This is a genomic window from Arenibacter algicola (genome assembly GCF_018860365.1).
GTDB lineage: Bacteria > Bacteroidota > Bacteroidia > Flavobacteriales > Flavobacteriaceae > Arenibacter > Arenibacter algicola_B.
In genome coordinates this window covers 34,943-57,571 of record NZ_JAHKPO010000018.1, presented here as the reverse complement: position 1 = coordinate 57,571, position 22,629 = coordinate 34,943, and the positions used below count along the sequence as shown (strand labels likewise).

The window sequence follows — 22,629 nt, the reverse complement described above, 5'->3', positions numbered from 1 at the left end:
TTATCCTTGGTTAGGATACATATCTATTTAAGAAACTTTTACGCAAACTTTTCCTGGCTGCGTCCAAAAGTGATTCTACCTCCTTGATGGTGCTGTTGCGTATTTTTGCAATTTCCGCTACGTCAAACTGATGTTCGGTAAAAAGCTCATATACTCTTCGCATGGGCCCTGGTAAATGACGCAAAACCAATTCGGAATGTTTTCTTATATTTTCAGCCCCCAGTTCCTTGTCCAATTGGACTATGATTTCCTGATCCCCGTCTTCAACAAAAACATGGTTCAGCACATAATCGTTCTTTGCATAGGAAATATCGTCCCATTCTTCTTTCATCACCAAATCACCATCTCCATCAGTAGAAAATTTCTCCTGCATTGCATCCCATTCGGGCTTGGAATAGTTATCCAAATTCTCGAAGAATAAAGAATCAAATTCCTCCTCTACAAGTATATCTCCCAATAGCTCATCCACTTTTTTAAACATCCAAGGGTAAAGTTCCTTTTCATTTTCAATTTCATCAATATGTTCATACACCTCAATAAAAAGTTGATCTATAAAATCATCTGCCCTATACTTATTCCTATCAATTTTGCCATTGGACAGTGCCCTGTTCAGATTCTTATTAACATAGCGTTTCACCTCTGGCATCGCCTTTAACAATAGATTATTAAAAGTTGACAGATCCCCTTCTTTTTTGAGCTGTTTCAAATCCCTGTACGTATTGGCCACGAATAAGTGAAACTCCCTTTTGCTCTGATAAATATTTACTGATTCTTCCATATTGAATTTATTTATTTGCTAAGTAACTTTCCTTCAAAAATGCAACCTTTAATGCTCTTAAAAAATGATTTATATCATTATAGAACAATGGATTATCAAAAAAAATTAATAATATCTATTACTGACCTACGTCATTTCATTCTTGAAAATATCCATGTATATTGACATACTTTTAATTAAAATATTATTCTTTAAATACCTCATGATACGGATGTAGTGTCGCAGTAACACTGCACGGATCCAAAAGAAGTTGTTGGAGATGCCTTGGACCCTGTATTTTGAAAACTTGAAATGCTAAGATCATCATTGACAAATTACAGTAAGCGTAACAGGCAGGCTCAATAGCTTCTTGGAAACCGGGACATTCAGGTGGCCCGGTTTCTTATATAAGTTAATTACTTCTGGGCAGGCCCTTGAGGCGTCGGAGCATTCAAATTCCACTTAGTGAGTAAATGTCATTAGTTCCAAATATGGCGTTAGCCATGGAACTATATTTATGGGTGGTATACCGGTTGTTCTAAAATCGACTTTTGAATCATTTTAGCAATAAATTAAAATATGGGCATAAATGGAAGTACAAACGGAATTAAACCCTTAAAGGGAAACAGTAGCTCTAGAGCTACTGTTTCTTTTTTTTTGGTTACCGCAAGCAGTACATACACCAAAACGAAATGAAGCCTCTAAACTAATATAAGCTTTCCCAATTGTTTTTTTATCAATTTCCAATGTTGGGTATAAGTCCGTATAAAAAGCAAGTAATGCCCCTCTTTCAATAACTTAAGATGTGAATTAACCTCTTCTTCCAATATCCCCATGCCCCTTAAAATACCATAAGGGCCTGCCGAAATTGCTCCCAAAGGCTCCCCAGATATGTCTTTTAGAAATTGGGAAGCTACCGGACCGGTAACAAAAAGGGTTCCAAACTCCGGATTCCCAAAAATCCCAAAATCGGTTTTAGTCTCTAAAACCCCATTCCAATAGGTCTTCAATTCCCGTTCTAAGCCTACCTCCATTTTATCCAGGAAAAAACCGTCGTTTCCAAGTTGACCCAAAATGGACAACTGGAATGTATCCTTGCTGGACAATATTTCCCGTATAGCTTTTCTCAACATCTGTAAATGCTGAAAATCTACTATTATAATAATCCTTTTACCTGTAGTGTTCACCCTGGATTTCATTTTTTTATAGATAATTATGAAATGGTCAGGCTGGAATATTCGTTCAATCCCAATGTAAGCATCATAAAGATTTTAGGATATGATTTAAATCATTTCAAATGGGTTTTGTTAAGGTTACTTTTGGTATTATTAATAAACATATAGTAATCTAAAAACAAAAATCATGACAAACAACGACGGAAATATTCTTTTGGCTTTATTAACAGGGGCTGCCATAGGAGCAGGAATTGGAATTCTATATGCTCCTGACAAGGGTATTGAGACCAGACATAAAATAAAGCAAAAGGTTGGGGAAACTACCCATGATATATCAGATAGATTATCACATGCCAAGGAAGAACTTACCAAAACTGCCAATGAGAAAAAAGATGCCTTTGACCGAAAATTGGATGAAGCCATCTCCACTATGAGCTACAAGGCAGATGACATTATTGCTACCTTGGAGCGTAAATTGGAAGACTTAAAAAAGAAGAACGCCCAATTTCAAAAATAAGGTAATATGGCCTTGGAAGAACTTAAGAGAGACTTTACAGAAGCAGAAGCCGATGTAAGGTCTTATCTAGAAAATAGCGAGGAATATGCCAAGCTAAAAATATTTAAGGTGCTAATGGAGCTTGTGACCACATTTGCGCAAACCCTTTTAATTGGGGCCTTGGCCCTACTTGCTTTGGTTTTGTTATCTTGGGCCGCATCAAATGCCCTGAATGAAATAATGGAAAGCACTTACCTTGGATATTTAGTGGTGGGTATGGGCTATATACTTATAGCTTTCATTTGTTATTTTCTTAGGGATAGACTCAATGGGCCGTTACTGCGCACATTTTCCAAACATTTTTTTGATTAAGACCATGGGGAAACAATACAACTCTTTTAAAGAAATTGATGAAAGGCTAATGGTCTTGAAATTACAGCGCAAAATTGAAATTGAAAGCCTTAAACTTAATATTAATCAGCTAAAGTCAAATCTAAGACCACTGCAATTGGCGGGAAACCTTAAGGGTAGCATTCAACAAATGTTGTTGATCTATGCAATAAGGAAACTAAAGGCCATGTTTAGTAAAAGGTAGCATATATAATTTTGAATCTTGTCCTCAATGAATGACAACCTTAAAAATCAGCTACCTGCCTAAGTCCCTTTTCATTTAAAATAATGATCCTTCGTCCGTGGTCGGTGGCAATGAGGCCCTCTTCCTTAAAATCCGATAAGGTACGGATAGCGGTTTCTGTTGCGGTGCCGATCATACCTGCAAAATCTTCCCGTGGAATTCCTATACCGCCCTTGGGTTTATCCTGTATTACATGTTTATCATAAAGTTCCAATAAGGCCTTGGCGGCCCGTTGTCTTACAGAGGCAAAAGCCATATCCACCAATTGTTCCTGCAGGTGCATAAGGTTATTGGATATCATTCCAATAAATTTCTGTGAAACCGCCGAGTTGCCATAAAGCAATTTGGTAAAATCCTTCCTAGGTATGGCACACATTTCGGCATCCTCCAACACAGTTGCATTTTCTACATAAACTTTATCGGAATTCAATAAGGATAGTTGCCCTACAAAATCTCCCGGACCATATATGCCAGTCACAAATTCCTTTCCGGATTCCGTACTCTTATAGGTCTTTACACTGCCCTTTTCTATAAAATACAAGGATTTTGCGTTATCACCTTCCCAAAAAACAATATCCCTTTTATGATACGTTTTAAGGGGATAATCCTTGGAAAGACTTTTCATATCGCCGTATTGGGAGGCCTCGTCCAAGAATTTATTAAGTCCTTCCATGTTTTTGGCTATCTCTTTTTTAAGAAAGTCGCTCTTTCGCAATCGGGAGGTAATGGCTTCCAATAATTCCTTTTCCTCAAAAGGTTTGGTCAGATAATCGTCCGCCCCCAAATTCATTCCCAACCTCACCTCTGCCCTATCGGTTTTTGCCGTTAGAAATATAAAGGGTATACTAGAAGTGGTACTGTTTTTACCCAACTGTTCCAAGACTCCATATCCATCCAGTTCTGGCATCATGATATCACATATGATCACGTCCGGCTTAAATTTTTCTGCAAGTTCTACCCCTATTTTTCCATTCTCGGCGGTAGCCACCTCGAAATTGGCCAATTCCAATATGTCTGCTGTATTTTCCCGAACATCCTTATTATCCTCAATTAATAGAATTCTTTTCATATTCATTTATATTTACGGGAAGTTTAATATTGAAGGTACTTCCTATACCCACCTCACTTTTAAAGTTTACACCACCGCCCAAAAGTTCTGTATACTGCTTAACAATATGAAGCCCGAGACCCGTGCCCTGAAAGTTGGTGGCGTTTTCTGCACGAAAGAAACGGTTAAATAGATTTTTTTGCTCGTCTTTAGGTATACCAATGCCTTTATCCTTAATATCTATGGATAAGACTTTTCCACCAACCTTAACTTTAATGATAATCTCTTTTTTCTCCTCCGAATACTTTATGGCATTGGAGAGAAGATTTATAAGGATATGGTTCAATAATTTGGGGTCAAGATAAACCGATACAGAAGGTTCGGAATGCTTTAAAATAATATCCTGTCCATCTTTTTTGTTTGGCTCCATTTCATCGATCAACATTTTTATAAAATGTATCAATTCAAAAGACTGTGGTTTTACCTGCACTTTGCCTTCTTCCAACTTGCTCAAAGAGAGGAAGTCGTTAAGAATAACAACAAGATCCTTCACATTGTTGCGTATCCTTGAAACATGTTTCATCCTCCTGTCCTCCTTACCCGGCTCATTTTGTTTTCCTATCAGTATAGCAGAAGAAAGTATGGCACTGAGCGGGGTACGAAACTCATGGGAGGCCATTGAAATAAAACGGGATTTCAGCTCGTTTAGTTCCTTTTCAACCTCCAGGGTCTTTTCCAATTTATGCTGAATCTCCTTCTGCTCGGTAACATTGTTGTAAACGAACAAGGCCCACATTATTTTCTTTTCATCGGAATAGAGCGGTGTAGAATTCACGGCATAACACTGATCGTGAAAATCCACTTCAAATGAAATATTGCTCCCCCTTAATGTTTTTCGAATATCCGATTTTATTTTTTTTATCTGCCATTTTGAAAAAACAGGGATATCATCTATGGGTATTCCTTCAAAATCGGACTTTTTAATATTTATTCGGTCCATTTCCTCCCCTTCCACATAAACCAGTTCATAATCCGAATTAAAGACCATTATGACCCCATTGGGAAAATTATGTGCTATGGCAGAAAACAATGCCCTACTCAACTTGGCCTTCTTTTCCGCCCTTTGGGTCTCCACTACCTGATCTTCCAGGTTTAAACTGGTGGCCACCAGTTTCTGTACTGTAGATTGTACTTCCCTAGTCTGTTCTTTCACTTTATGCTCCAATTGTTGGGCATATTCCTCCAACTTCTTCTTGTTTTGCTGAATTTCGGTAACATCGTTCTGAACCCCAATAAAATGTGTCAATTTTAGCTCATTATCATATAGGGGCGTAACGGCCAGATCGTTCCAAAAAAGGGTCCCATCCTTACGATAATTTCTTAGTACAACCCTACAGGACTCACCATTTTGCACAGCCTTGGCCAAGGTTGCTATTTCAGGTTGGTCCCTATCTCCATTTTGCAAAAACCTACAATTTCTTCCCAGAACCTCCTTGTGGCTATATCCGGTTATTTGGGTAAAGGACTTGTTGCTATATATAATGGGGAGTTTTGGATCTTGGGCATCTACAATGATGATTCCATTTCCTGCAAGTTCCAAGGCCCTATTTCTGATATTCAGGGTATTCTGTAACAACTTGGTATCCGTAACATCTACCCCAGAACTTACAATTCCGATAATCTGATCATTTCCATTCCGTAAGGTGGCGTTCCGCCATCGTATAAGTCGTTGCTTCCCATCCTTGGTGAGTACATGGTTTTCATAAAAATCTTTTGGCTTCACCTTATCCTTAAAAATAGTATCGAAAAGTGCCATTAGTTCCTTTCTTTCCCTTTTTGGAACAAAGCCTGTAAACCAGTTCTTGTGCAAAACTGCATCCTGATCAAGACCTAAAATCTCGCAGGTCTTATTATTGACCAGCTCAACGGTATAGTCCTTATTGATAACCAAAAACAAGGAGGCGGACGTATCCAAATATTGTCGGAGCAAATTTTTCTCCTTGTCCAGTGCCATTTCTATTTTCTTCGGCTCCGTTATATCCTGCATAAAACCTTCCAAACTGTAAACATTGCCCTGCTCATCCGTAACGCAGGAAACCTGCTCCCATATCCATTTAATTTCCTTATTTGCAGTAACAATCCTATAGGTGAGCTGATACTGTTTTTTATCCAAAATTGCCTTGTTCACCTCATCCAAAACCTTGGACAAATCCTCTGGATGAATTAAAGATTCCCAACTAATCCCTGATCTATTATAAAATTGCATAGGAGTATATCCGCTTATAGCCTTGCAGGCTTCACTGATAAATTCAATGTTCCAAGGTCTATCAATTTTAGAGCTATAAACTATGCCCGCTACATTGGAAATCAAGGTTCGAAACTTTCTATCGCTTTCAAATACAGGGATATCCGCTGGTTTGCAATAGATCACTTTTAGGCTTTGACCTTTTACCATTGTTGGGACTATTCTAATATCGATAGGAAATTTGACCCCGTTCTTTTCTCTACCATAAAACTGGTTGGGCCCTACAACAATATCTTTCATTTGGACATCAAAAGCACTGTTCTTCCAATCGGGAATAATCAAATGAATCTTCTCCTGCACTAATTCCCTTTCAACATATCCGAACATTTTTTGGGCAGACATGTTGGCAATGAGAATGTATCCAAGTTCGTCTACCACAATCAGTCCAGCTAAGGAAGATTCAAAAATGGATTGATAAAGATCGCTATTTGTTAATTTTTCATTCATTGTCCTTTTACTGATTTTCACTTAATGGTCTTGACCAAACCAAAAGGAAGGACCGCTAAGGAGTTTGGTTGAAAATAAACTACCCATTGAGTCCTGTATTCTAGTATTTTAGCACTCATTTACACAAATGTATTGTTCGCTATAGCCCTAAGAAATGATATCCGTCATAAGCTGTACCTAGATTCCAAGAACATGATATTGGTCATATCTGTACTCCCAATAATGGAATAATTTTGAGACTAGAATTAAAAGTAAGATCAATGAATACAGGTTTGGTATTATCCGGGGGTGGTATCCGGGGCGTTGCCCATATAGGGGCCATAAAAGCCTTGGAAGAATATGGCATTTACCCTACGCATATAGCAGGAACCAGTGCAGGCGCCATAGTTGGTGCCTTGTACGCTTCTGGCTGTACATGGGAGCAAATGCTGGATTTTTTTAAGACTACAGAAATTTTTAGTTTTAATAATTATGCCATGGGAAAACCAGGTTTCTTGGACACAGAAAAATTCCATGATCAATTAAAGGCCTATATGCCCCATGATACCTTCGAATCTTTGGAAAAGCAGCTTTATGTAACGGCCACCAACTTACTTGATGGTACATTGAATATTTTTAGTCGTGGAGAACTCATAAAACCTGTCTTGGCATCAGCAGCGGTTCCTGGATTGTTTGCGCCCGTACAGATTGAAAAAGGATATTACGTAGACGGTGGCACTTTAAACAATTTTCCTGTGGACCTTATAAAAAAATATTGTGATAAGATTGTGGGCGTTTATGTAAATCCGTTCAATCATGTAAGCATCAAAGAACTTAATCATGTAAACAAGGTTTTAGAAAGGGCCTATCATGTAATGGTAGCCAATGAAACAACTAAAAAATTTAAGGACTGTGATTTATTGATCCGTCCAAAGAACATGGATCAATATAGTATGTTCACCTTAAAAAACTTGGACATCATCTTAGATTTAGGCTATACCGCAACCATGAAAGCACTGGAAAACAACCCTATTTCCTCAGAATTACTGTCGGATGCAGAATTGGAAGCAATGAATGGTTTTTCAATGAATACTTCCGTTAAGAATACTCCAAAAGAATAAACCCTCGACAATATTTTTTATCACATATCATAAAGTTTATTACTATTGGTATAAATTTAAAAGGCTAGACATTTTCTTAAGGAATTTCACCTTATTACCCTAGATTATTACAACAGGGTTGAACTCTAGTGAGGTTTAAAAATGCAAAAGCCCTCCCACTTAAACCTTATACTTTAACGTAATTCAGTTTTTAGTAGGAAGGCATTGCTACTAACAAATAACCAACCAATAATTATTATCCGATTTGTACTTTTTTAGGAGGTGCTTTTTTAGCTTCCTCTTTTTTGGCAAGATTAAAACTAAGGATACCATCCTTGTAGGCGGCCTTAATTTCTTCCTGTTTTACATTATCAGGTAGCTGCAAGGACCGTTCAAAGGAATTATAGCTAAATTCCCGACGCGTAAATTTGTCCTCCTTTTCCTCTTTGGTTTGCGATTTCTCGGCAGTAATGTTCAAGCATCCATTATCTATGGTTACCTCAAAGTCCTTTTTTTGAAATCCAGGAGCGGCCAGTTCTATCTCAAAATGGTCACCGGTTTCCTTAATGTTCAAGGCTGGCTCCGACCTTTTTCCATTCCAGAAACTATCGGGTAGCATGTCCCTTACCCAACCGCGATTATCGAAAAAATCGTCCATGTCAAAAAAATCTTGGCTCATTAGGTTGCCAAATGGTCTCCTTTTAAATTTTACTACTGACATAATATTTTGATTTTAAGGGTTATACATTTATTGTTATCCCTAATGTACATCCAAATGCCTTTGTACAAAATGATATAGGTCAGTCTCTCAAAATTTCTTTACGTTTATTTTTACCATATCAAATCAATGTATCAAAACTGTTATAACCATATCTTAATTAAATTCATATAAGAGTTGGTCTATAATGCAAGGTTCTGTACAATTTTGTTAATTTAGACAACATGATCAATCCACTCGATTTTGGCATTAAAGGGCTAACGGATGAAGCAGTAAAAAGCTCAAGAAAAAAACATGGCGAAAATAGCCTTAGCTATAAAAAGGAAAATGGTTTTTTAGACGCTTTAAAAAGTGTTGCCCAGGAGCCAATGGTCATCCTATTAATGGTGGCTTCCTCTATCTATTTTATAACAGGAAATAATGGTGATGGAATATTTATGGTCGCCGCCATTATCCTGGTAGCCTCCATATCCCTTTATCAGGATTCCAAAAGTAGGATGGCCTTGGAAAAATTAAAAAGTCTTACCCAACCCAATAGTCAGGTCATTAGGAACGGAGTGGTCATAGAAATACCCAGTGAGGAGTTGGTTGTTGGCGACAGCCTAATGGTAGAGGAAGGCAACACCGTTCCTGCCGATGGCACCATTGTACATTCCAACGATTTCTCCGTAAACGAATCCATACTTACCGGAGAATCCCTTTCCGTTTTTAAGGATGCGTCAAAATTGGACAATAAGATATTTGGCGGCACTACAGTTGCCAGTGGACTGGCAATCGCCACCATTACAGAAATTGGGAACAGCACCCGGTTGGGTAAAATTGGAAAAAGTCTTGAAGGAATCCAGGAGGAGAAGACACCCTTGGAAAAACAGATTTCCAATTTCGTAAAACATATGTCCATTTGGGGCGGTATCATTTTTCTATTGGTCTGGGGAATCAATTACCTTCAATCACGGGAGGTTTTGGAAAGTTTGCTGAAAGCCTTAACCTTGGCCATGAGTGTCCTGCCAGAAGAAATACCCGTGGCCTTTACCACTTTTATGGCCCTAGGTGCCTATAGGTTAATGAAAATGGGCATTGTGGTAAAACAAATGAAAACCGTAGAATCCTTGGGAAGCGCTACGGTAATCTGTACGGACAAAACAGGTACCATAACCCAGAATAAGATGGAACTTGCCAAACTCTTCACCTTGGATACGGGAGAGGTAGTTTCTGCAGATGCCCTCCTGAATAATTCTCAAAAAGAATTGGTCACCATAGCGATGTGGGCCAGCGAACCAATACCTTTCGATCCTATGGAAAAGGCCTTGCATGTGGCCTACGGTAGAATTGCCTCTGTAGACCAGCGACCACATTATAAAATGATACATGAGTATCCGCTAAGCGGAAAACCTCCTATGATGACCCATCTGTTCGCAAATAGTGAAGGTAACCGTATCATTGCTGCCAAAGGGGCACCGGAAGCACTTTTGGCAACGTCCACACTTACCGATGCCCAAAAAGAACAGATTACGGATATCTTGACCAATTTAGGGCGGGAAGGATACCGAATGTTAGGAGTGGGACAGGCCAATTTCAAAGGACCTGACTTTCCTGAAAAACAACAGGATTTTCAATTTATTTTCAAGGGATTGGTGGCTTTTTATGACCCCCCTAAAGATAACATTCGCCAGGTACTGAAAGATTTTGACAAGGCCGGCATACAGGTAAAACTGGTTACAGGTGATAATCCCGCCACATCCATGGCCATTGCCAAACAAATTGATTTTCCTGGCTATGATAAAAACATGACCGGGGAAGAACTAATGCAATTGAACGATGAGGAACTACAACAAAAGGTAATGTCTACCCAGGTGTTTACCCGCATGTTCCCAGAAGCCAAGCTAAGAATTGTAAACGCCATAAAGGCCAATAACGAAGTAGTGGCCATGACAGGTGATGGGGTCAACGACGGTCCGGCGCTCAAGGCATCTCATATCGGTATTGCCATGGGCAAAAAAGGAACTGAAATTGCCAAGCAGGCCGCCTCCTTGATCTTGGTGGACGATGACCTTTCAAAAATGGTAGATGCCATTGCCATGGGCAGAAAAATTTACGGCAATTTAAAAAAGGCCATCCAGTATATCATATCCATTCATATCCCTATCATATTAACGGTATTTATCCCCTTGGCACTGGGGTGGGCCTATCCTGCCATATTTTCACCCTCCCATGTTATTTTATTGGAATTGATTATGGGCCCCACCTGCTCCATTATTTATGAAAACGAGCCTATGGAGAAAAATACAATGATCCAAAGACCAAGGCCATTTACTACAACTTTTTTTAAGTTCAAAGAATTGACAACTAGTATCATTCAGGGACTGGTGATCACCTTGGGATCTTTATCGGTATACCAATACGCCGTTTTTGAAAGTCATAACGAATCCGTAACCAGAACTATGGTGTTTATGGTATTAATATCTTCCAATATTTTTCTGACTTTGGTAAACCGCTCTTTTTATTATTCAATTTGGACCACTTTAAAATATAAGAACAACCTGGTGCCTTTGATTATAGGAATTACTTTGATCTTATCGGCATTGTTGCTCTTTGTTCCCCCATTGACAAGGTTTTTTCAATTTGAAACCTTAACCCTTAATCAGCTGGGAATTTCAGTCCTTGTAGGCATGATTTCCGTACTCTGGTATGAAATTGTGAAAGGGGTAAAACGAGCTAGGAGAAATTAAAATAGTGCAACAGATGAGCAGATAGTAAGAAGTCTAAAGTTTAACCCCAAAAGCCAAATCCCCTGCATCCCCTATACCGGGAATAATATAGCCTTTGCTATTTAATTGAGTATCGATAGCCGCTATCCACAATTGGGTATTCTTTGGAAAAACTGTCTTAATATGGTCTATCCCGGATTGGGAACCAATTACCGATATTATATGGATCTGCTTGGGTTTGCCATGGTCTTTAAGGGCATTTAAAACATTTTCCAAAGTTTTTCCAGTGGCCAGCATAGGATCTGTAAGGACCAAGGTTTTATTTTCCAAGGATGGGGCCGCAAAGTATTTTACTATAACTTCAAAAGCATCCTCATCGCCGCGGTGATGCCTATAGGCAGAAATAAAGGCATTCTCCGCATTGTCAAAATAATTTAACAGGCCCTGATGTAAGGGGAGTCCGGCACGTAAAACGGAACACAACACCAAATCATCAACGGGCATGGACATTTCTTTGGTTCCCAAAGGTGTTTCAACCATTTGGTTCCTATAGTTAAGGGTTTTGCTAAGTTCGTAACCCAAAATTTCCCCAATACGTTCAATATTACGCCTAAAGCGCATGCTATCACGTTGAATTTTGGCATCCCTGATTTCGGCGACAAATTTATTTAGCAGTGAATTTTCTTCCCCTAAGCTATGTACGATCATTGTTTATCCATTTAGTTTCAAGATACTGAATTCCCCTTACAAACACTATAAAATCTTAACTATGCGCAACAGGTTATAGCCCTTTTTCTTCAAAATAATTATCGCTGCCATAGAATCAAGTTATTTTCCAGCGGCACGGAAATATTTTCATAGCAGGGAACTATCCTTGCCGTATAATGACTCTCTGGCCTGCTGGTCCTTATACGTGCCTGGTACTCATGATCCAACCCATTCTTTGCGAGCCCAACGATCTCCATTTTTATAATTTCATTTATACCACCATTAAGGCCTTCGGCAAAAAGCTCAACAGAAATATTGTCAGGACTAAGGTGGTTTAACCAGACCACCGTTTTAAATTGATATCCTTCCACAATATTTTCAATTTGGGTTTGGACAAAGCGCATTTGCCACCACTTATTTTGTAATTCAAGATAGGTGTCAACTATTTTTTTTCCTGCCACTCCTTTTTTGGACGATCTTTTTTTGTAATTGATTGCTGCCGGAAGGTAATATTTCTCCGTGTATTCACGAACGGCACGGTTTGCCGAAAACTTTGGGGTTAAGGTAGACATACTATTTCGCATTTTTGCTACCCAATGTTCAGGTATCCCATCTTCATTGCGATTATAAAATTCCGGTACCACTTTTTGTTCCAAAAGCTCGTACAATTCGTTGGCCTCGACAGCATCCCAAGAGGAATCCTCCCCATGTTCATGACCATCGCCCAATGCCCAACCCACTTCCGGGGTGTAGGCCTCTGCCCACCAACCGTCCAGCTCCGATAAATTGATCCCACCATTTACCAGAACCTTCATACCACTGGTACCGCAGGCCTCCCAAGGACGCCTAGGTGTATTTATCCACACATCTACCCCTTGAACAAGATGTTCTGTTAACAACATATCATAATCGCTTAAAAAAACTACGTGCTTATATAGGTTATGCTGTTCAATAAATTGCACCCATTGTCTTATCAATGCCTTTCCGGACTCATCATAGGGCGGAGACTTTCCCGCAATTACCAATTGCACCGGCTGCTGTGGATTTGTTAGAATGCGAATAAATCGTTCCTCATCATGCAAAAGTAGGTTTGGTCTTTTGTAGGGAACAAATCTCCGTGCAAAACCCAGGGTTAAAGTTTCCTTGTCAAAAATATGTTTGGCCATTTCCACGATTTCCGGGGACTGGCCGGCATCCTCGGTCTGTCCTTGGAACCTTTCCCGTATAAAGTTTATCATGTAATGTCTAGAATCGTTCCGGAGTTGCCATAAATCAACATCGGAAACGCAGTAAATATCTTGCTCAACAGATTCCAAATGACCTCTCCAGCGTTCTTTACCGCAGGAATGCGTCCAGATTTTGTCGGCGTATATAGAATCCCAGCTGGGCATGTGAACTCCATTGGTTACATATCCAACCGGCACTTCGCTATTAGGCCACCTTTGAAATAAATTTCCAAAAAGATTACGACTTACCTCCCCATGAAGCCTACTCACCCCATTTACAGCACTACTGCCATGAATAGCCAGATAGGCCATGTTGAAATACTGGGATAAATTAAGCGGGTCCTCCCTACCCAATGCCAACAGATCATTAAAATCAATATGTAATTCCTCTTTGGCATAATTGGCAAAAAACTGCCACATTAAAGTTGGACTAAAATTATCAAATCCGGCCGCCACCGCCGTATGGGTGGTAAACAAATTTCCTGCACGGGTTACTGCCAAGGCCTCCTGGAAAGACACGCCATTCTCCCGCATAAAATCGGCCGCCCTTTCCAGTACAAGAAAGGCGGAGTGACCTTCGTTCATATGGCATACTTCTGGTGCAATATTCATTGCTCGGAGCAATCTCCATCCCCCTATACCCAGAATAATTTCCTGCTGAATGCGAAGCTCGGTCCCGCCACCATACGCTGCACTGGTGATGCCCCTGTGGAGCGGCATATTAACCGGATCATTACTATCCAACAGGTAAAGTTTCACCCGGCCCACCTGTACCTGCCATGTGCGCAACCAAACCGTATGACCGGATAAGGATATATTGATCCGCAACCATTCCCCATTGGGCAACCGCAGTGGCGAAATGGGCAATTGCCCAGGATCATTGTACGGAAAAAGTGCCTGTTGGGTACCATATTGATCTATCAACTGCCTAAAATATCCCTGTTGATAAAGTAGCCCCACGGCAACAACGGGAATCCCTAGATCACTGGCCGATTTTAATTGATCCCCAGCAACATTACCAAGGCCTCCAACATAAATGGGCAATGCTTCGCTAAGCATGAATTCCATGCTAAAGTAAGCAAGGCATTTTAGGGGGGATGAGGGATATTTCCTTTGGAACCACGCGGGGTCGTTTTGGGACTTCTCCTTAAGCTTTATCATTTCATTTAACTTGTTCCGGAAAGCCTCATTGCCCATTTGAAATATGAGTTGATCCCGGGACACGTTCTGTAAAACTACCCACGGATTATGGGTCTCCATCCATAGTTCGGGATCTAATTTGTACCATATTTCATCTACGGCATGGTTCCAAGACCAGCGTAAATCCAGGGCCAACTCAGCGAGCTCGTCAACACCATCAATATCCGTTGGAATAAAACCATAAACCTGGTTGTTTTTCAAAGTCCCTCCCAAATTACTATTTTTCATTTCTTGACTATTAGTTGTTTTCAAATTCGGAGTTCCTTAGGGTTGTTATGATTTAATTAGAAGTTATTGCCTACCTCAACAGACTCACTTTTTTTTGTTCCAATACCGAATTGGAAATATAAAAAGGGTCTAAAGCGCTATTCTGGATTAGAGGTTTGGATCATTGTTCAACCTTAAATAAGAAGATATTGCTCCAAGAACTTGTTTCAGGATACTGTTTTAAACAAAATAAACTCCCCTATATTGACCATATCTATAGCTCCAATTAATTTTGAATTCCTTGTAACGGGAAAAAAGCTTTTCTTTTCCTTTCCTACCAATTCCAATACTTTAAGGATTTCTGTAGATTCATCAATTACGGTGAAGTTCTTATCCATAATTTCCGTTACAAGTGTTGAAGGGGTCTTGGCATACTTAATAACATCCTTCTGGGTTACAATTCCAATAATTTCCATGTCCTTGGCTACCACAAAATCTTTTTCCGTACTTGCCATAAGAATATCTATAACCTCTTGAACATTATTATCCGGACGTAATATCGTTATATTGGTCAAAGTGGCCTCCTTTACCAGATGTCCCTGCAGCAGGGAATTTTGCTTAACCATTTGATTCTCGCCATAAGCCCCGAAGAAAATAAAAAAGGCAATAAGTATTAAAAAGGGATTTACGAAAAATCCTAGTATAAAAAATACCACGGCCAAGGCCTGGCCAATAGTGGCTGCAATGTTCGTTGCATCCACACGGCTCAATCTAAAGGCCAACAAGGCCCTAAGTACCCGTCCGCCATCCATAGGAAATGCAGGTATAAGATTAAATACTACCAACATTACATTGGCTACAAAAAGATAAAATAGAAAATTCTGTAGGTTGGGTGCATATAGCATCTCTTCCACCACAATATTATCGAAATTAAAATAGCTTTTGATAGGTATTATAAGAGACAATATAATGGCTATCACAACATTAACGGCCGGACCGGCCAAGGCTACCAATAGTTCCGGCCCCGGTTTTTCCGGCATTTTGTCCAAAGTGGCCACACCGCCAATGGGTAGAAGAATAATTCTTTGGGTCTTGATACCAAATTTTCTAGCGGTCAGGGCATGACCCAGTTCATGCAGCACTACACAGGCCATCAATACCAAAATAAAGCCCTGGTTAACGGCAACCCTTTCGAAGTTTCCGCTATTTTGAAACTCAATAAATCCGGCCCAAATTAATAATAATGCAAAAGTCCAATGGACCTCCAATTGAATGCCGGCAATCTTTCCCAACCTTAAAAAACCTTTCATAAATAATATTTTGCTGAAGATATTTCCACAGCACGACATTGACAATGACAAATGTCATAAGTGGTAAAATTAGCCCCTATAAATACCTTGGTGCCGAAAGACTGGACTATTTAAACAGGAAGAAGTATAGGGCGGTAATAAAAAATTTGGAAAGGTCTGCCCCTGAAAGTGGAGAAATGCAAATAGATAAGGTATAGACGAATATGACAGTGTACAATATTAGTTAAAGAACTAATTAAGCTGTCCCTATTCTTAAGCTAAAGTGGCCAAAATCAGCTTATTTTTAATTTTCGAATCCTGGCATTTATCGAAGCTATTTCTTCCTTTTGCAATTTCCCTATAAGAGTCCTAAAATCCTTTTCCATTCCTGGATCTTGATCTTTAATATCACAAAGGGCCTGTAAGGCATTCACCCTTACAATTCTACTTTCGGCAGGGTCGCTTGCCCACTGGTTAAGTTTGGAGGAGACAATATTCAACTCTTGCTCTGTGAGTAAAAGCCTTGCCACCATTAGGGATAAATGCCATTTAAATTCCTTGTCTTGGGCGTTTTGGAGAAAAGACAATATCTCACTTTTATGACTTTGAAGATATTGGGGCCTCCCAATGGTAATTTTTTCCACGGCATCCGCAGCTCTCATAACTATTGGCCTATCCTTGGATTGAAGAAAACCAAAAAGAAGGTCGAAGTCTCCCTGATTCCGAATTAAAGGTATCAAAAACTTAACCCGGCCTATGGATCTTATATCACCGCCTTCCAAATATTTTTTTATGTTAGTTGTAGTTTCCAAATCCCCAAACATTATGAACTTAACATGCCGCCATCTACCACATGGGTAGTTCCTGTAATATACTTACTCTCGTCCGAAGCCAAGAAAAGTGCCATAGCTGCAATCTCGCTAGATTCTGCATAACGACCTAAAGGTACTGCCGCCTCAAAGCCTTTCATAACCTCATTAGGACTGCTGGGCGACATATCCACTTCAATACGCCGCATCATATTATTGTTTACGGGACCTGGATGAATGGTATTCACACGAATTTTACGTTTGGCATTTTCTTGGGCCGCTACCCTCATTATACCAACTACAGCATGTTTACTGGCCACATAAGCTCCCAAACCGGAAAAGCCCTTTAAACCCGCCACAGAAGAAGTGATTATTACACTTCCTCCTGGCTGCATTTTCGGAATTACATGCTTGCACCCAAGCCATACCCCTTTAAGGTTTACCCCAATTACCTTATCGAAAATCTCGTCCGGATATTCCGTAATTGGTTTGGAAACACCTTCAATTCCGGCATTGGCGAAAAATATATCGATCTTTCCATGAACTTCCAGCGTTGTCTCGACAAACTTTTCGTTGTCCATAGCTTTTGAAACATCGGCAACACAAATGGACAGATTCTCGTGATCTAAGGCCAGGATTGCCTTTTCCAAAACTTCCCTATCAATATCCACGATAACCACCTTGGCACCTTCCTGTAAAAACAGTTTTGCCGTAGCCAATCCTATGCCCCCAGCACCGCCTGTTATAACGGCTACTTTACCCTTTAGTCGTAACATTTTAATTATTTAAAGTTATCTTCCTTACTTCCCAACCTTGATCTTGGGTATATACCGCAACAAGACCATCTTTGAATTGTTTCACCCCTACTGAAGGCATCTCGTACCTTTTTTTGGTCATTTGGATATTGTTCCTTCTATTGAAGAACTCTACAATTTCCCCAGAAGTGTCCAGCATAACATCGTGAAACTTAAATTCGTAAATATCTAGATTGAATTCGTTTTTTCCCTTCATGGATTTCTCAAAAAGAACGGCCGTGGTAAAACCATTCTTAAAGGGATAAACATTTAATAGCTGGGGCTCAAGTACTACCTTACCCTTGGTATCGATAAATCCGAAAACGGACACACCATCTTCCACCTTTTTAGTGATAAGGCACCTTCCTTCATTGAACATAGGATATTGGACACCGGAAATATCCTTTTTAGAGGTATCCGCATCTTTGTTCCAATAAATATCGTTACGAAAATTAATGACCATAGTACCCTCTTCATTAATAAATCCCCATTGATTTCCTTGTCTAACGGCCGCCAATCCTTCACTAAATGGAGCTATTTCATCAATGTTTTTAATGGTTTGGGAATGGAATACGTTCGGAAGCATTAGCATTACGAATGCTGTTATAATAATTTTTTTCATGACTTCGAATTTTAGTTTCCACTAAAGTAGTGTATGGATATGCAGTACAAAATGACCAATGTCAGTAGTCCACAAATATTAATTCCCAACCACGGGCTTTCATCCCTGTTCCTAGTTTTAAAGAGTATGGAAATATTAAATTGAAATGAAGCTCTTTCAAAGTTCAGGGATCCTTGAAATATCTTCAATTAAAGCTGGATATAGTGACCAATATCATTTTAAATAGTCCGGCTACTGTATATTTTTGTTTCAGAACATTATGGTATTCTACTGGGACGTAGGCCTAAGCTGGCCAGAACTGAAAATTTTGCATAGGGGACCATCTCCCCGCATTAGCGAATTGAAACGGCTGCCAAAAGTAGACCTAAGATGATCACAACTATAAAAAATACACTATGAAACACATATTGGTACCTGTTGATTTTTCCGAACACTCTGCCTATGCGCTGGAGGCTGCTGCTTGCATAGCCAAACAGCAGAACGCGGATATTACCATATTACATATGCTGGGAATTTCGGAGGCAGTAAATGCCGAAGAGGAATTTTTGGAGTACGAAGAAGCCAAATACTTTATGGGGCTTGCTAGGAAAAGATTTAAGACCTTCTTGGACCAACCCTATTTAAAGGATATAACTATTCATAAAATAGTGCAGAACTATAAGGTATTCAGTGAGCTCAACAATGTTGCCAAGGAACAAAATATTGATTTGATCGTTATGGGTTCTCACGGTAGTACAGGCTTCAATGAAATTTTTATCGGCTCCAATACCGAAAAGGTTGTCCGCACTTCCGATATTCCTGTTTTGGTTATAAAAGAACAAAATTCAAACTTCACTATAAACAATATCCTATTTGCCTGCAGTTATTCGGAGGATATGATAGAGGCCTTTAAAAATGTTAAGTTGATGGCTCAAAAATTTTCCGCCAAATTAAAATTGGTTTACATCAATACCCCATATCAGGATTTTTTGAGTACTCCTGAAGCCGATGATCGCATGGCCAAATTCATGTTCAAGGCCGGGGATACCCAATCTAAAGTTGAAATATACAATGACCGTAGTGTGGAAAATGGAATACTGAATTTCAGTAAGACCGAAAAATTTGACCTACTTGCACTTCCAACACATGGAAGAAAAGGCGTTGCTCATTTCTTGTTGGGAAGTATAGGTGAAGATATAGCCAACCACGCGAGATTACCGGTTATGACATTCAAGATCTGACAAATAATCGGAGCCTAACCACTTCTACTTTATTATTCCTTGAGCAAAAGTTCCAATTTGCCCAACATTACTAATTCTGCCTTGTTTTTTCCTGAAAAACTATTGGAAATAGCGTTCGCTGTATCCAATATAAGCACCTTTATGAACGCGCTGAACATACCTCTATTGTCTTTATAGAAATCCTTAAATTCATCGTAGCATGCTTCACTTTCCAAATCATTGTCGATTGACCAATCGAACACCGATTCGATTTGAAAGGCCGCGTCGGCACCAAATTCATCCTCCAGCTCATCTACCTCCAACCAATATTTTCTAATAAAAGACCTAAGCTTGCTTACTTCCTTACCATGTACGCGGGAATCTGCCATGGCAATGGCATAAAATAATTTTCCCAGGTTTTCGTACAATTCCTTACCTACTTTCTTTGTATTTTTCATTTTTATATTGTTCAAGTGTATGCGCTAAAAATAGCGAATAGACCAAGTTTTTTATATGACAATAATCAGTTTAAAAATTTTATCTTTGGCTTATGCAGGCCTTTCAAAAAAACAGTGAAATATTCAACCTTCTTTCCGAAGGAGTATCCGAAGGAATTATAGTTGTCAATACCCAACAGCTTATTGTAGCCACCAATTCCTCGGCCGGGAGAATGTTTGGCTACCATAAGGGCGAGCTTCTTGGAAAACCCCTGGACACCCTTATACCCAGAAGGTACCACGGGCATCACGGCCACCATGTGGAGGACTTTATTGATAAAAGTGAACGTCGACAAATGGGTCGGGGAAGGGATTTACACGGCGTACGTAAAAACGGCGAGGAATTTCCGGTCGAGGCGGGTCTAAATCCGTTTAAGCTTTATGACGAAACCTATGTAATGGCCCTAGTTATCGATATTACAGAACGTAAGATCAAGGAAAAGGAACTTAGCCATTGGGCCAGGATCTTTGATGAATCTTTGAACGAAATCTACGTGTTCGATGCTATCTCATTACATTTTGTAAATGTCAACAAAGAGGCCCAACGAAATATGGGCTATGACCTGGAAGATTTTAAGGCCATGACCCCATTGGATATTAAGCCCCATATGGACGTGCCACAATTTAAACTACTTATAGACCCGTTGTTGAATGGAGAAAGGGATAAGGTAAAGTTTGAAACAGACCATCAAAGAAAGGACGGATCTATTTATCCTGTAGAAGTGCATATTCAATTATCAATTCTTGGTGAAGAGCAGGTTTTTGTTGCCATAATACTCGATATCACAGAACGAAAAAGTTACACGGAAAAACTAGAAAAAAAGGTCCAAGAGCGTACCAAACAACTTACCGAAGCCCTGGCCAAGGAGAAAGAACTGAACGAACTAAAAACACGCTTCCTTTCCTTGGTTTCCCATGAATTCAAAACCCCTTTGAGCAGTATACTTACCTCTATAACGCTATTGGCCAAGTATACCGAAAGTCACCAACAGGAAAAGCGCGACAAACACGTAGAAACAATAAAGAACAAAGTACGATATTTGGATACCATTTTAACCGATTTCCTTTCGGTGGAGCGTTTGGATTCAGGAAAGGTAAATTACAAGATCGAAACTTTCCCTCTAAGCAAAATTATAAACGAGGTTGTCTATGGTGCCAACATGCTCCTTAAGGCGGGCCAAACCATCCAATATCCTGAGAATATCGATGACATTTTCATAAGATTTGACGAAAAAACCTTAGAACTTGCCTTGTCCAACCTAATTCACAATGCCATTAAATATTCCCCTGAAGATACAACCATAAGTCTAGCGGTGGATAAGGGAAAAGATACTATATTAATAGAAGTTATTGATCGTGGTATTGGCATACCCGCAAAAGACCAAAAACATATATTCAATCGCTATTTCAGGGCGGAAAATGCATTATTGAACCAAGGTACGGGCATTGGACTTAATATTGCCAAACAGCATTTGGAGAATCTTGGCTCCACCATTGAATTTCGAAGTGAAGAAAATAAGGGATCCATTTTTACTATAGTTATCCCATTAGAAAACGTAAATTGAAAGAACAATGAAGACCATTTTATTGATCGAGGACGATAGGGCCTTACGCGAAAATACCGAAGAGCTTTTGGAGCTTTCGGGTTACTCCATGATTACCGCCCCGAACGGAAAAATTGGTATTCAAATGGCCAAAGAAAAATTGCCGGATATTATCGTCTGCGACATTATGATGCCGGAAGTGGATGGTTATGGCGTTCTAAAGGACTTGTCTTCCGATGAAAAAACCAGACACATTCCCTTTATATTCCTATCTGCCAAAACCGAGCACAAGGAGATACGACGGGGAATGGATCTGGGCGCTGACGATTACCTTACCAAGCCTTTTGAAGAGGAAGATCTTGTAAATGCCATTGAAAGTCGTTTGGCAAAAGTGGAACTTTTGGGGCGCATGGCAAAGGAAAGATCACAAGGAACTGCTGGTCCGGAAGATCAGATACGCACCTTGAACGAGTTGAAGAATTTTTTTGACGACAATGGCGAGCCCACTAGTTTTCTCCAAGGAAGTACTATCTACCAAGAAGGTACATATTCGCATAAAATATATCTTATCCTAAAAGGAGTGGTAAAATGCCATACTATGGACGAGGACGGAAAAGAACTGATCACTTCCCTCTATAGGGCAGACGACTTTTTAGGATTTACCTCTTTTATAGACAATATTCCGTATCAAGAATCGGCAACCGCCATTGAGGATGTGGAACTGGCCGGGATATCCAAGGAAAATCTAAAACAGGTATTGGAAAATAACCACAATATCTCCTTGGAACTAATGGAACTGCTTACTGGAAATATTAAGGACATAAAACAGCAATTGTTGCAAATGGCCTACAGTTCCGTTCGTAAGAAAACCGCGCAAACCTTGTTGCAGTTTGCAGAAATAATGAACAAAAAAACCGAGGATCCCATTAAAATTTCCCGAAACGATTTGGCCAGTGTAGCCGGTATTGCCACCGAAAGCCTTATACGCACACTTTCCGGGTTCAAAAAAGAAGGGCTTATAGATATTGAAGGAAGAAATATCCGTATCAAGGAATTAAAGGCCCTGCAATACATCAATTAAGCATTTTTCCAATACTATATTTTATTGGAAACTGACCAATGTCATATTTCAATTATAGCCATAAGTCTAGTTTTGTACAAATGTTG

21 protein-coding genes are annotated in these 22,629 nt (G+C 39.6%); 9 read left to right on the top strand and 12 right to left on the bottom strand.

Annotation, left to right across the window (positions count from 1 at the left end):
* Window positions 1-10: 10 nt before the first annotated feature.
* Both KO529_RS15720 and KO529_RS15715 read right to left on the bottom strand, forming a co-directional pair.
* Complete coding sequence (locus tag KO529_RS15720; RefSeq protein WP_215948820.1) at window positions 11-778, bottom strand: RNA polymerase sigma factor; 768 nt, start codon at window positions 776-778, stop codon at window positions 11-13.
* Between the two features lie 680 nt (window positions 779-1,458).
* The gene (locus tag KO529_RS15715) at window positions 1,459-1,956 is read right to left on the bottom strand and encodes a hypothetical protein (protein ID WP_215948819.1); all 498 of its coding nucleotides are present in this window, start codon (window positions 1,954-1,956) and stop codon (window positions 1,459-1,461) included.
* A 163-nt stretch (window positions 1,957-2,119) separates the two neighbouring features.
* On the opposite strand from KO529_RS15715, the gene KO529_RS15710 reads away from it, so the two are divergent.
* From KO529_RS15710 to KO529_RS15700, 3 genes are read left to right on the top strand one after another with little or no spacing between them, the layout of a single operon-like run.
* Window positions 2,120-2,449 carry a YtxH domain-containing protein gene (locus KO529_RS15710; RefSeq protein WP_215948818.1) on the top strand — a complete coding sequence of 110 codons (330 nt, stop codon included), beginning with the start codon at window positions 2,120-2,122 and terminating at the stop codon, window positions 2,447-2,449.
* Between the two features lie 6 nt (window positions 2,450-2,455).
* The gene (locus KO529_RS15705; protein WP_215948817.1) at window positions 2,456-2,800 is read left to right on the top strand and encodes a hypothetical protein; all 345 of its coding nucleotides are present in this window, start codon (window positions 2,456-2,458) and stop codon (window positions 2,798-2,800) included.
* 4 nt (window positions 2,801-2,804) lie between these two features.
* Window positions 2,805-3,023, top strand: a complete 219-nt coding sequence (locus KO529_RS15700) for a DUF6327 family protein (protein ID WP_215948816.1) — start codon at window positions 2,805-2,807, stop codon at window positions 3,021-3,023.
* Between the two features lie 40 nt (window positions 3,024-3,063).
* Here the strand turns inward: KO529_RS15700 and KO529_RS15695 are convergent, their stop codons facing one another.
* Window positions 3,064-4,131, bottom strand: a complete 1,068-nt coding sequence (locus KO529_RS15695) for a response regulator (protein ID WP_215948815.1) — start codon at window positions 4,129-4,131, stop codon at window positions 3,064-3,066.
* A complete protein-coding gene (locus KO529_RS15690) occupies window positions 4,109-6,862 on the bottom strand; it encodes a PAS domain S-box protein (RefSeq protein WP_215948814.1) in 2,754 nt (917 codons plus the stop codon). The genes KO529_RS15695 and KO529_RS15690 overlap by 23 nt, the downstream gene beginning before the upstream one ends.
* Window positions 6,863-7,122: 260 nt before the next feature.
* Here KO529_RS15690 and KO529_RS15685 point away from each other — a divergent pair, with 260 nt between their 5' ends.
* Window positions 7,123-7,962, top strand: coding sequence for a patatin-like phospholipase family protein (locus tag KO529_RS15685; protein ID WP_215948813.1), 840 nt, complete (start codon window positions 7,123-7,125; stop codon window positions 7,960-7,962).
* A 235-nt stretch (window positions 7,963-8,197) separates the two neighbouring features.
* Here KO529_RS15685 and KO529_RS15680 read toward each other — a convergent pair whose 3' ends face one another.
* Window positions 8,198-8,662, bottom strand: a complete 465-nt coding sequence (locus KO529_RS15680; RefSeq protein ID WP_215948812.1) for an Hsp20/alpha crystallin family protein — start codon at window positions 8,660-8,662, stop codon at window positions 8,198-8,200.
* 221 nt (window positions 8,663-8,883) lie between these two features.
* On the opposite strand from KO529_RS15680, the gene KO529_RS15675 reads away from it, so the two are divergent.
* On the top strand, window positions 8,884-11,388 hold the full coding sequence (locus KO529_RS15675) for a cation-translocating P-type ATPase (protein WP_215948811.1): 2,505 nt from the start codon (window positions 8,884-8,886) through the stop codon (window positions 11,386-11,388).
* A 33-nt stretch (window positions 11,389-11,421) separates the two neighbouring features.
* Here the strand turns inward: KO529_RS15675 and upp are convergent, their stop codons facing one another.
* From upp to KO529_RS15660, 3 genes are all read right to left on the bottom strand, one after another.
* Window positions 11,422-12,075: a uracil phosphoribosyltransferase gene (upp, locus tag KO529_RS15670; RefSeq protein ID WP_215948810.1), complete on the bottom strand. Its 654-nt coding sequence runs from the start codon at window positions 12,073-12,075 to the stop codon at window positions 11,422-11,424.
* Window positions 12,076-12,173: 98 nt separating this feature from the next.
* Window positions 12,174-14,729, bottom strand: a complete 2,556-nt coding sequence (gene glgP, locus KO529_RS15665) for an alpha-glucan family phosphorylase (RefSeq protein WP_215948809.1) — start codon at window positions 14,727-14,729, stop codon at window positions 12,174-12,176.
* Window positions 14,730-14,935: 206 nt separating this feature from the next.
* Window positions 14,936-16,018: a site-2 protease family protein gene (locus tag KO529_RS15660; protein WP_215948808.1), complete on the bottom strand. Its 1,083-nt coding sequence runs from the start codon at window positions 16,016-16,018 to the stop codon at window positions 14,936-14,938.
* Window positions 16,019-16,062: 44 nt separating this feature from the next.
* Here KO529_RS15660 and KO529_RS15655 point away from each other — a divergent pair, with 44 nt between their 5' ends.
* Complete coding sequence (locus KO529_RS15655; RefSeq protein WP_215948807.1) at window positions 16,063-16,215, top strand: hypothetical protein; 153 nt, start codon at window positions 16,063-16,065, stop codon at window positions 16,213-16,215.
* 75 nt (window positions 16,216-16,290) lie between these two features.
* Here the strand turns inward: KO529_RS15655 and KO529_RS15650 are convergent, their stop codons facing one another.
* From KO529_RS15650 to KO529_RS15640, 3 genes are read right to left on the bottom strand one after another with little or no spacing between them, the layout of a single operon-like run.
* Window positions 16,291-16,809: a hypothetical protein gene (locus KO529_RS15650; protein WP_215948806.1), complete on the bottom strand. Its 519-nt coding sequence runs from the start codon at window positions 16,807-16,809 to the stop codon at window positions 16,291-16,293.
* A gap of 11 nt (window positions 16,810-16,820) precedes the next feature.
* Complete coding sequence (locus KO529_RS15645; RefSeq protein WP_215948805.1) at window positions 16,821-17,582, bottom strand: SDR family NAD(P)-dependent oxidoreductase; 762 nt, start codon at window positions 17,580-17,582, stop codon at window positions 16,821-16,823.
* Between the two features lies 1 nt (window position 17,583).
* Entirely contained in the window at window positions 17,584-18,222 is a 639-nt protein-coding gene (locus tag KO529_RS15640) for a WG repeat-containing protein (RefSeq protein WP_215948804.1), read from the bottom strand.
* Window positions 18,223-18,617: 395 nt separating this feature from the next.
* Between KO529_RS15640 and KO529_RS15635 the strand changes: the two genes are divergently transcribed.
* Entirely contained in the window at window positions 18,618-19,442 is an 825-nt protein-coding gene (locus tag KO529_RS15635; protein ID WP_215948803.1) for a universal stress protein, read from the top strand.
* 32 nt (window positions 19,443-19,474) lie between these two features.
* On the opposite strand, the gene KO529_RS15630 is transcribed toward KO529_RS15635, so the two are convergent.
* Window positions 19,475-19,879, bottom strand: a complete 405-nt coding sequence (locus tag KO529_RS15630) for a hypothetical protein (protein ID WP_215948802.1) — start codon at window positions 19,877-19,879, stop codon at window positions 19,475-19,477.
* Between the two features lie 92 nt (window positions 19,880-19,971).
* Between KO529_RS15630 and KO529_RS15625 the strand changes: the two genes are divergently transcribed.
* Both KO529_RS15625 and KO529_RS15620 read left to right on the top strand, forming a co-directional pair.
* Window positions 19,972-21,483 (top strand): sensor histidine kinase, encoded by a 1,512-nt coding sequence (locus KO529_RS15625; protein ID WP_215948801.1) that lies wholly within the window; start codon window positions 19,972-19,974, stop codon window positions 21,481-21,483.
* A 7-nt stretch (window positions 21,484-21,490) separates the two neighbouring features.
* Window positions 21,491-22,543 carry a response regulator gene (locus KO529_RS15620; protein ID WP_215948800.1) on the top strand — a complete coding sequence of 351 codons (1,053 nt, stop codon included), beginning with the start codon at window positions 21,491-21,493 and terminating at the stop codon, window positions 22,541-22,543.
* The last annotated feature ends 86 nt before the right edge of the window (window positions 22,544-22,629 follow it).

Bases quoted from the DNA above. Each gene is read 5' to 3' on its own strand.
- KO529_RS15720 (WP_215948820.1), bottom strand. From the start codon at position 778: ATGGAAGAATCAGTAAATATTTATCAGAGCAAAAGGGAGTTTCACTTA.
- KO529_RS15715 (WP_215948819.1), bottom strand. From the start codon at position 1,956: ATGAAATCCAGGGTGAACACTACAGGTAAAAGGATTATTATAATAGTA.
- KO529_RS15710 (WP_215948818.1), top strand. From the start codon at position 2,120: ATGACAAACAACGACGGAAATATTCTTTTGGCTTTATTAACAGGGGCT.
- KO529_RS15705 (WP_215948817.1), top strand. From the start codon at position 2,456: ATGGCCTTGGAAGAACTTAAGAGAGACTTTACAGAAGCAGAAGCCGAT.
- KO529_RS15700 (WP_215948816.1), top strand. From the start codon at position 2,805: ATGGGGAAACAATACAACTCTTTTAAAGAAATTGATGAAAGGCTAATG.
- KO529_RS15695 (WP_215948815.1), bottom strand. From the start codon at position 4,131: ATGAAAAGAATTCTATTAATTGAGGATAATAAGGATGTTCGGGAAAAT.
- KO529_RS15690 (WP_215948814.1), bottom strand. From the start codon at position 6,862: ATGAATGAAAAATTAACAAATAGCGATCTTTATCAATCCATTTTTGAA.
- KO529_RS15685 (WP_215948813.1), top strand. From the start codon at position 7,123: ATGAATACAGGTTTGGTATTATCCGGGGGTGGTATCCGGGGCGTTGCC.
- KO529_RS15680 (WP_215948812.1), bottom strand. From the start codon at position 8,662: ATGTCAGTAGTAAAATTTAAAAGGAGACCATTTGGCAACCTAATGAGC.
- KO529_RS15675 (WP_215948811.1), top strand. From the start codon at position 8,884: ATGATCAATCCACTCGATTTTGGCATTAAAGGGCTAACGGATGAAGCA.
- upp (WP_215948810.1), bottom strand. From the start codon at position 12,075: ATGATCGTACATAGCTTAGGGGAAGAAAATTCACTGCTAAATAAATTT.
- glgP (WP_215948809.1), bottom strand. From the start codon at position 14,729: ATGAAAAATAGTAATTTGGGAGGGACTTTGAAAAACAACCAGGTTTAT.
- KO529_RS15660 (WP_215948808.1), bottom strand. From the start codon at position 16,018: ATGAAAGGTTTTTTAAGGTTGGGAAAGATTGCCGGCATTCAATTGGAG.
- KO529_RS15655 (WP_215948807.1), top strand. From the start codon at position 16,063: ATGACAAATGTCATAAGTGGTAAAATTAGCCCCTATAAATACCTTGGT.
- KO529_RS15645 (WP_215948805.1), bottom strand. From the start codon at position 17,582: ATGTTACGACTAAAGGGTAAAGTAGCCGTTATAACAGGCGGTGCTGGG.
- KO529_RS15640 (WP_215948804.1), bottom strand. From the start codon at position 18,222: ATGAAAAAAATTATTATAACAGCATTCGTAATGCTAATGCTTCCGAAC.
- KO529_RS15635 (WP_215948803.1), top strand. From the start codon at position 18,618: ATGAAACACATATTGGTACCTGTTGATTTTTCCGAACACTCTGCCTAT.
- KO529_RS15630 (WP_215948802.1), bottom strand. From the start codon at position 19,879: ATGAAAAATACAAAGAAAGTAGGTAAGGAATTGTACGAAAACCTGGGA.
- KO529_RS15625 (WP_215948801.1), top strand. From the start codon at position 19,972: ATGCAGGCCTTTCAAAAAAACAGTGAAATATTCAACCTTCTTTCCGAA.
- KO529_RS15620 (WP_215948800.1), top strand. From the start codon at position 21,491: ATGAAGACCATTTTATTGATCGAGGACGATAGGGCCTTACGCGAAAAT.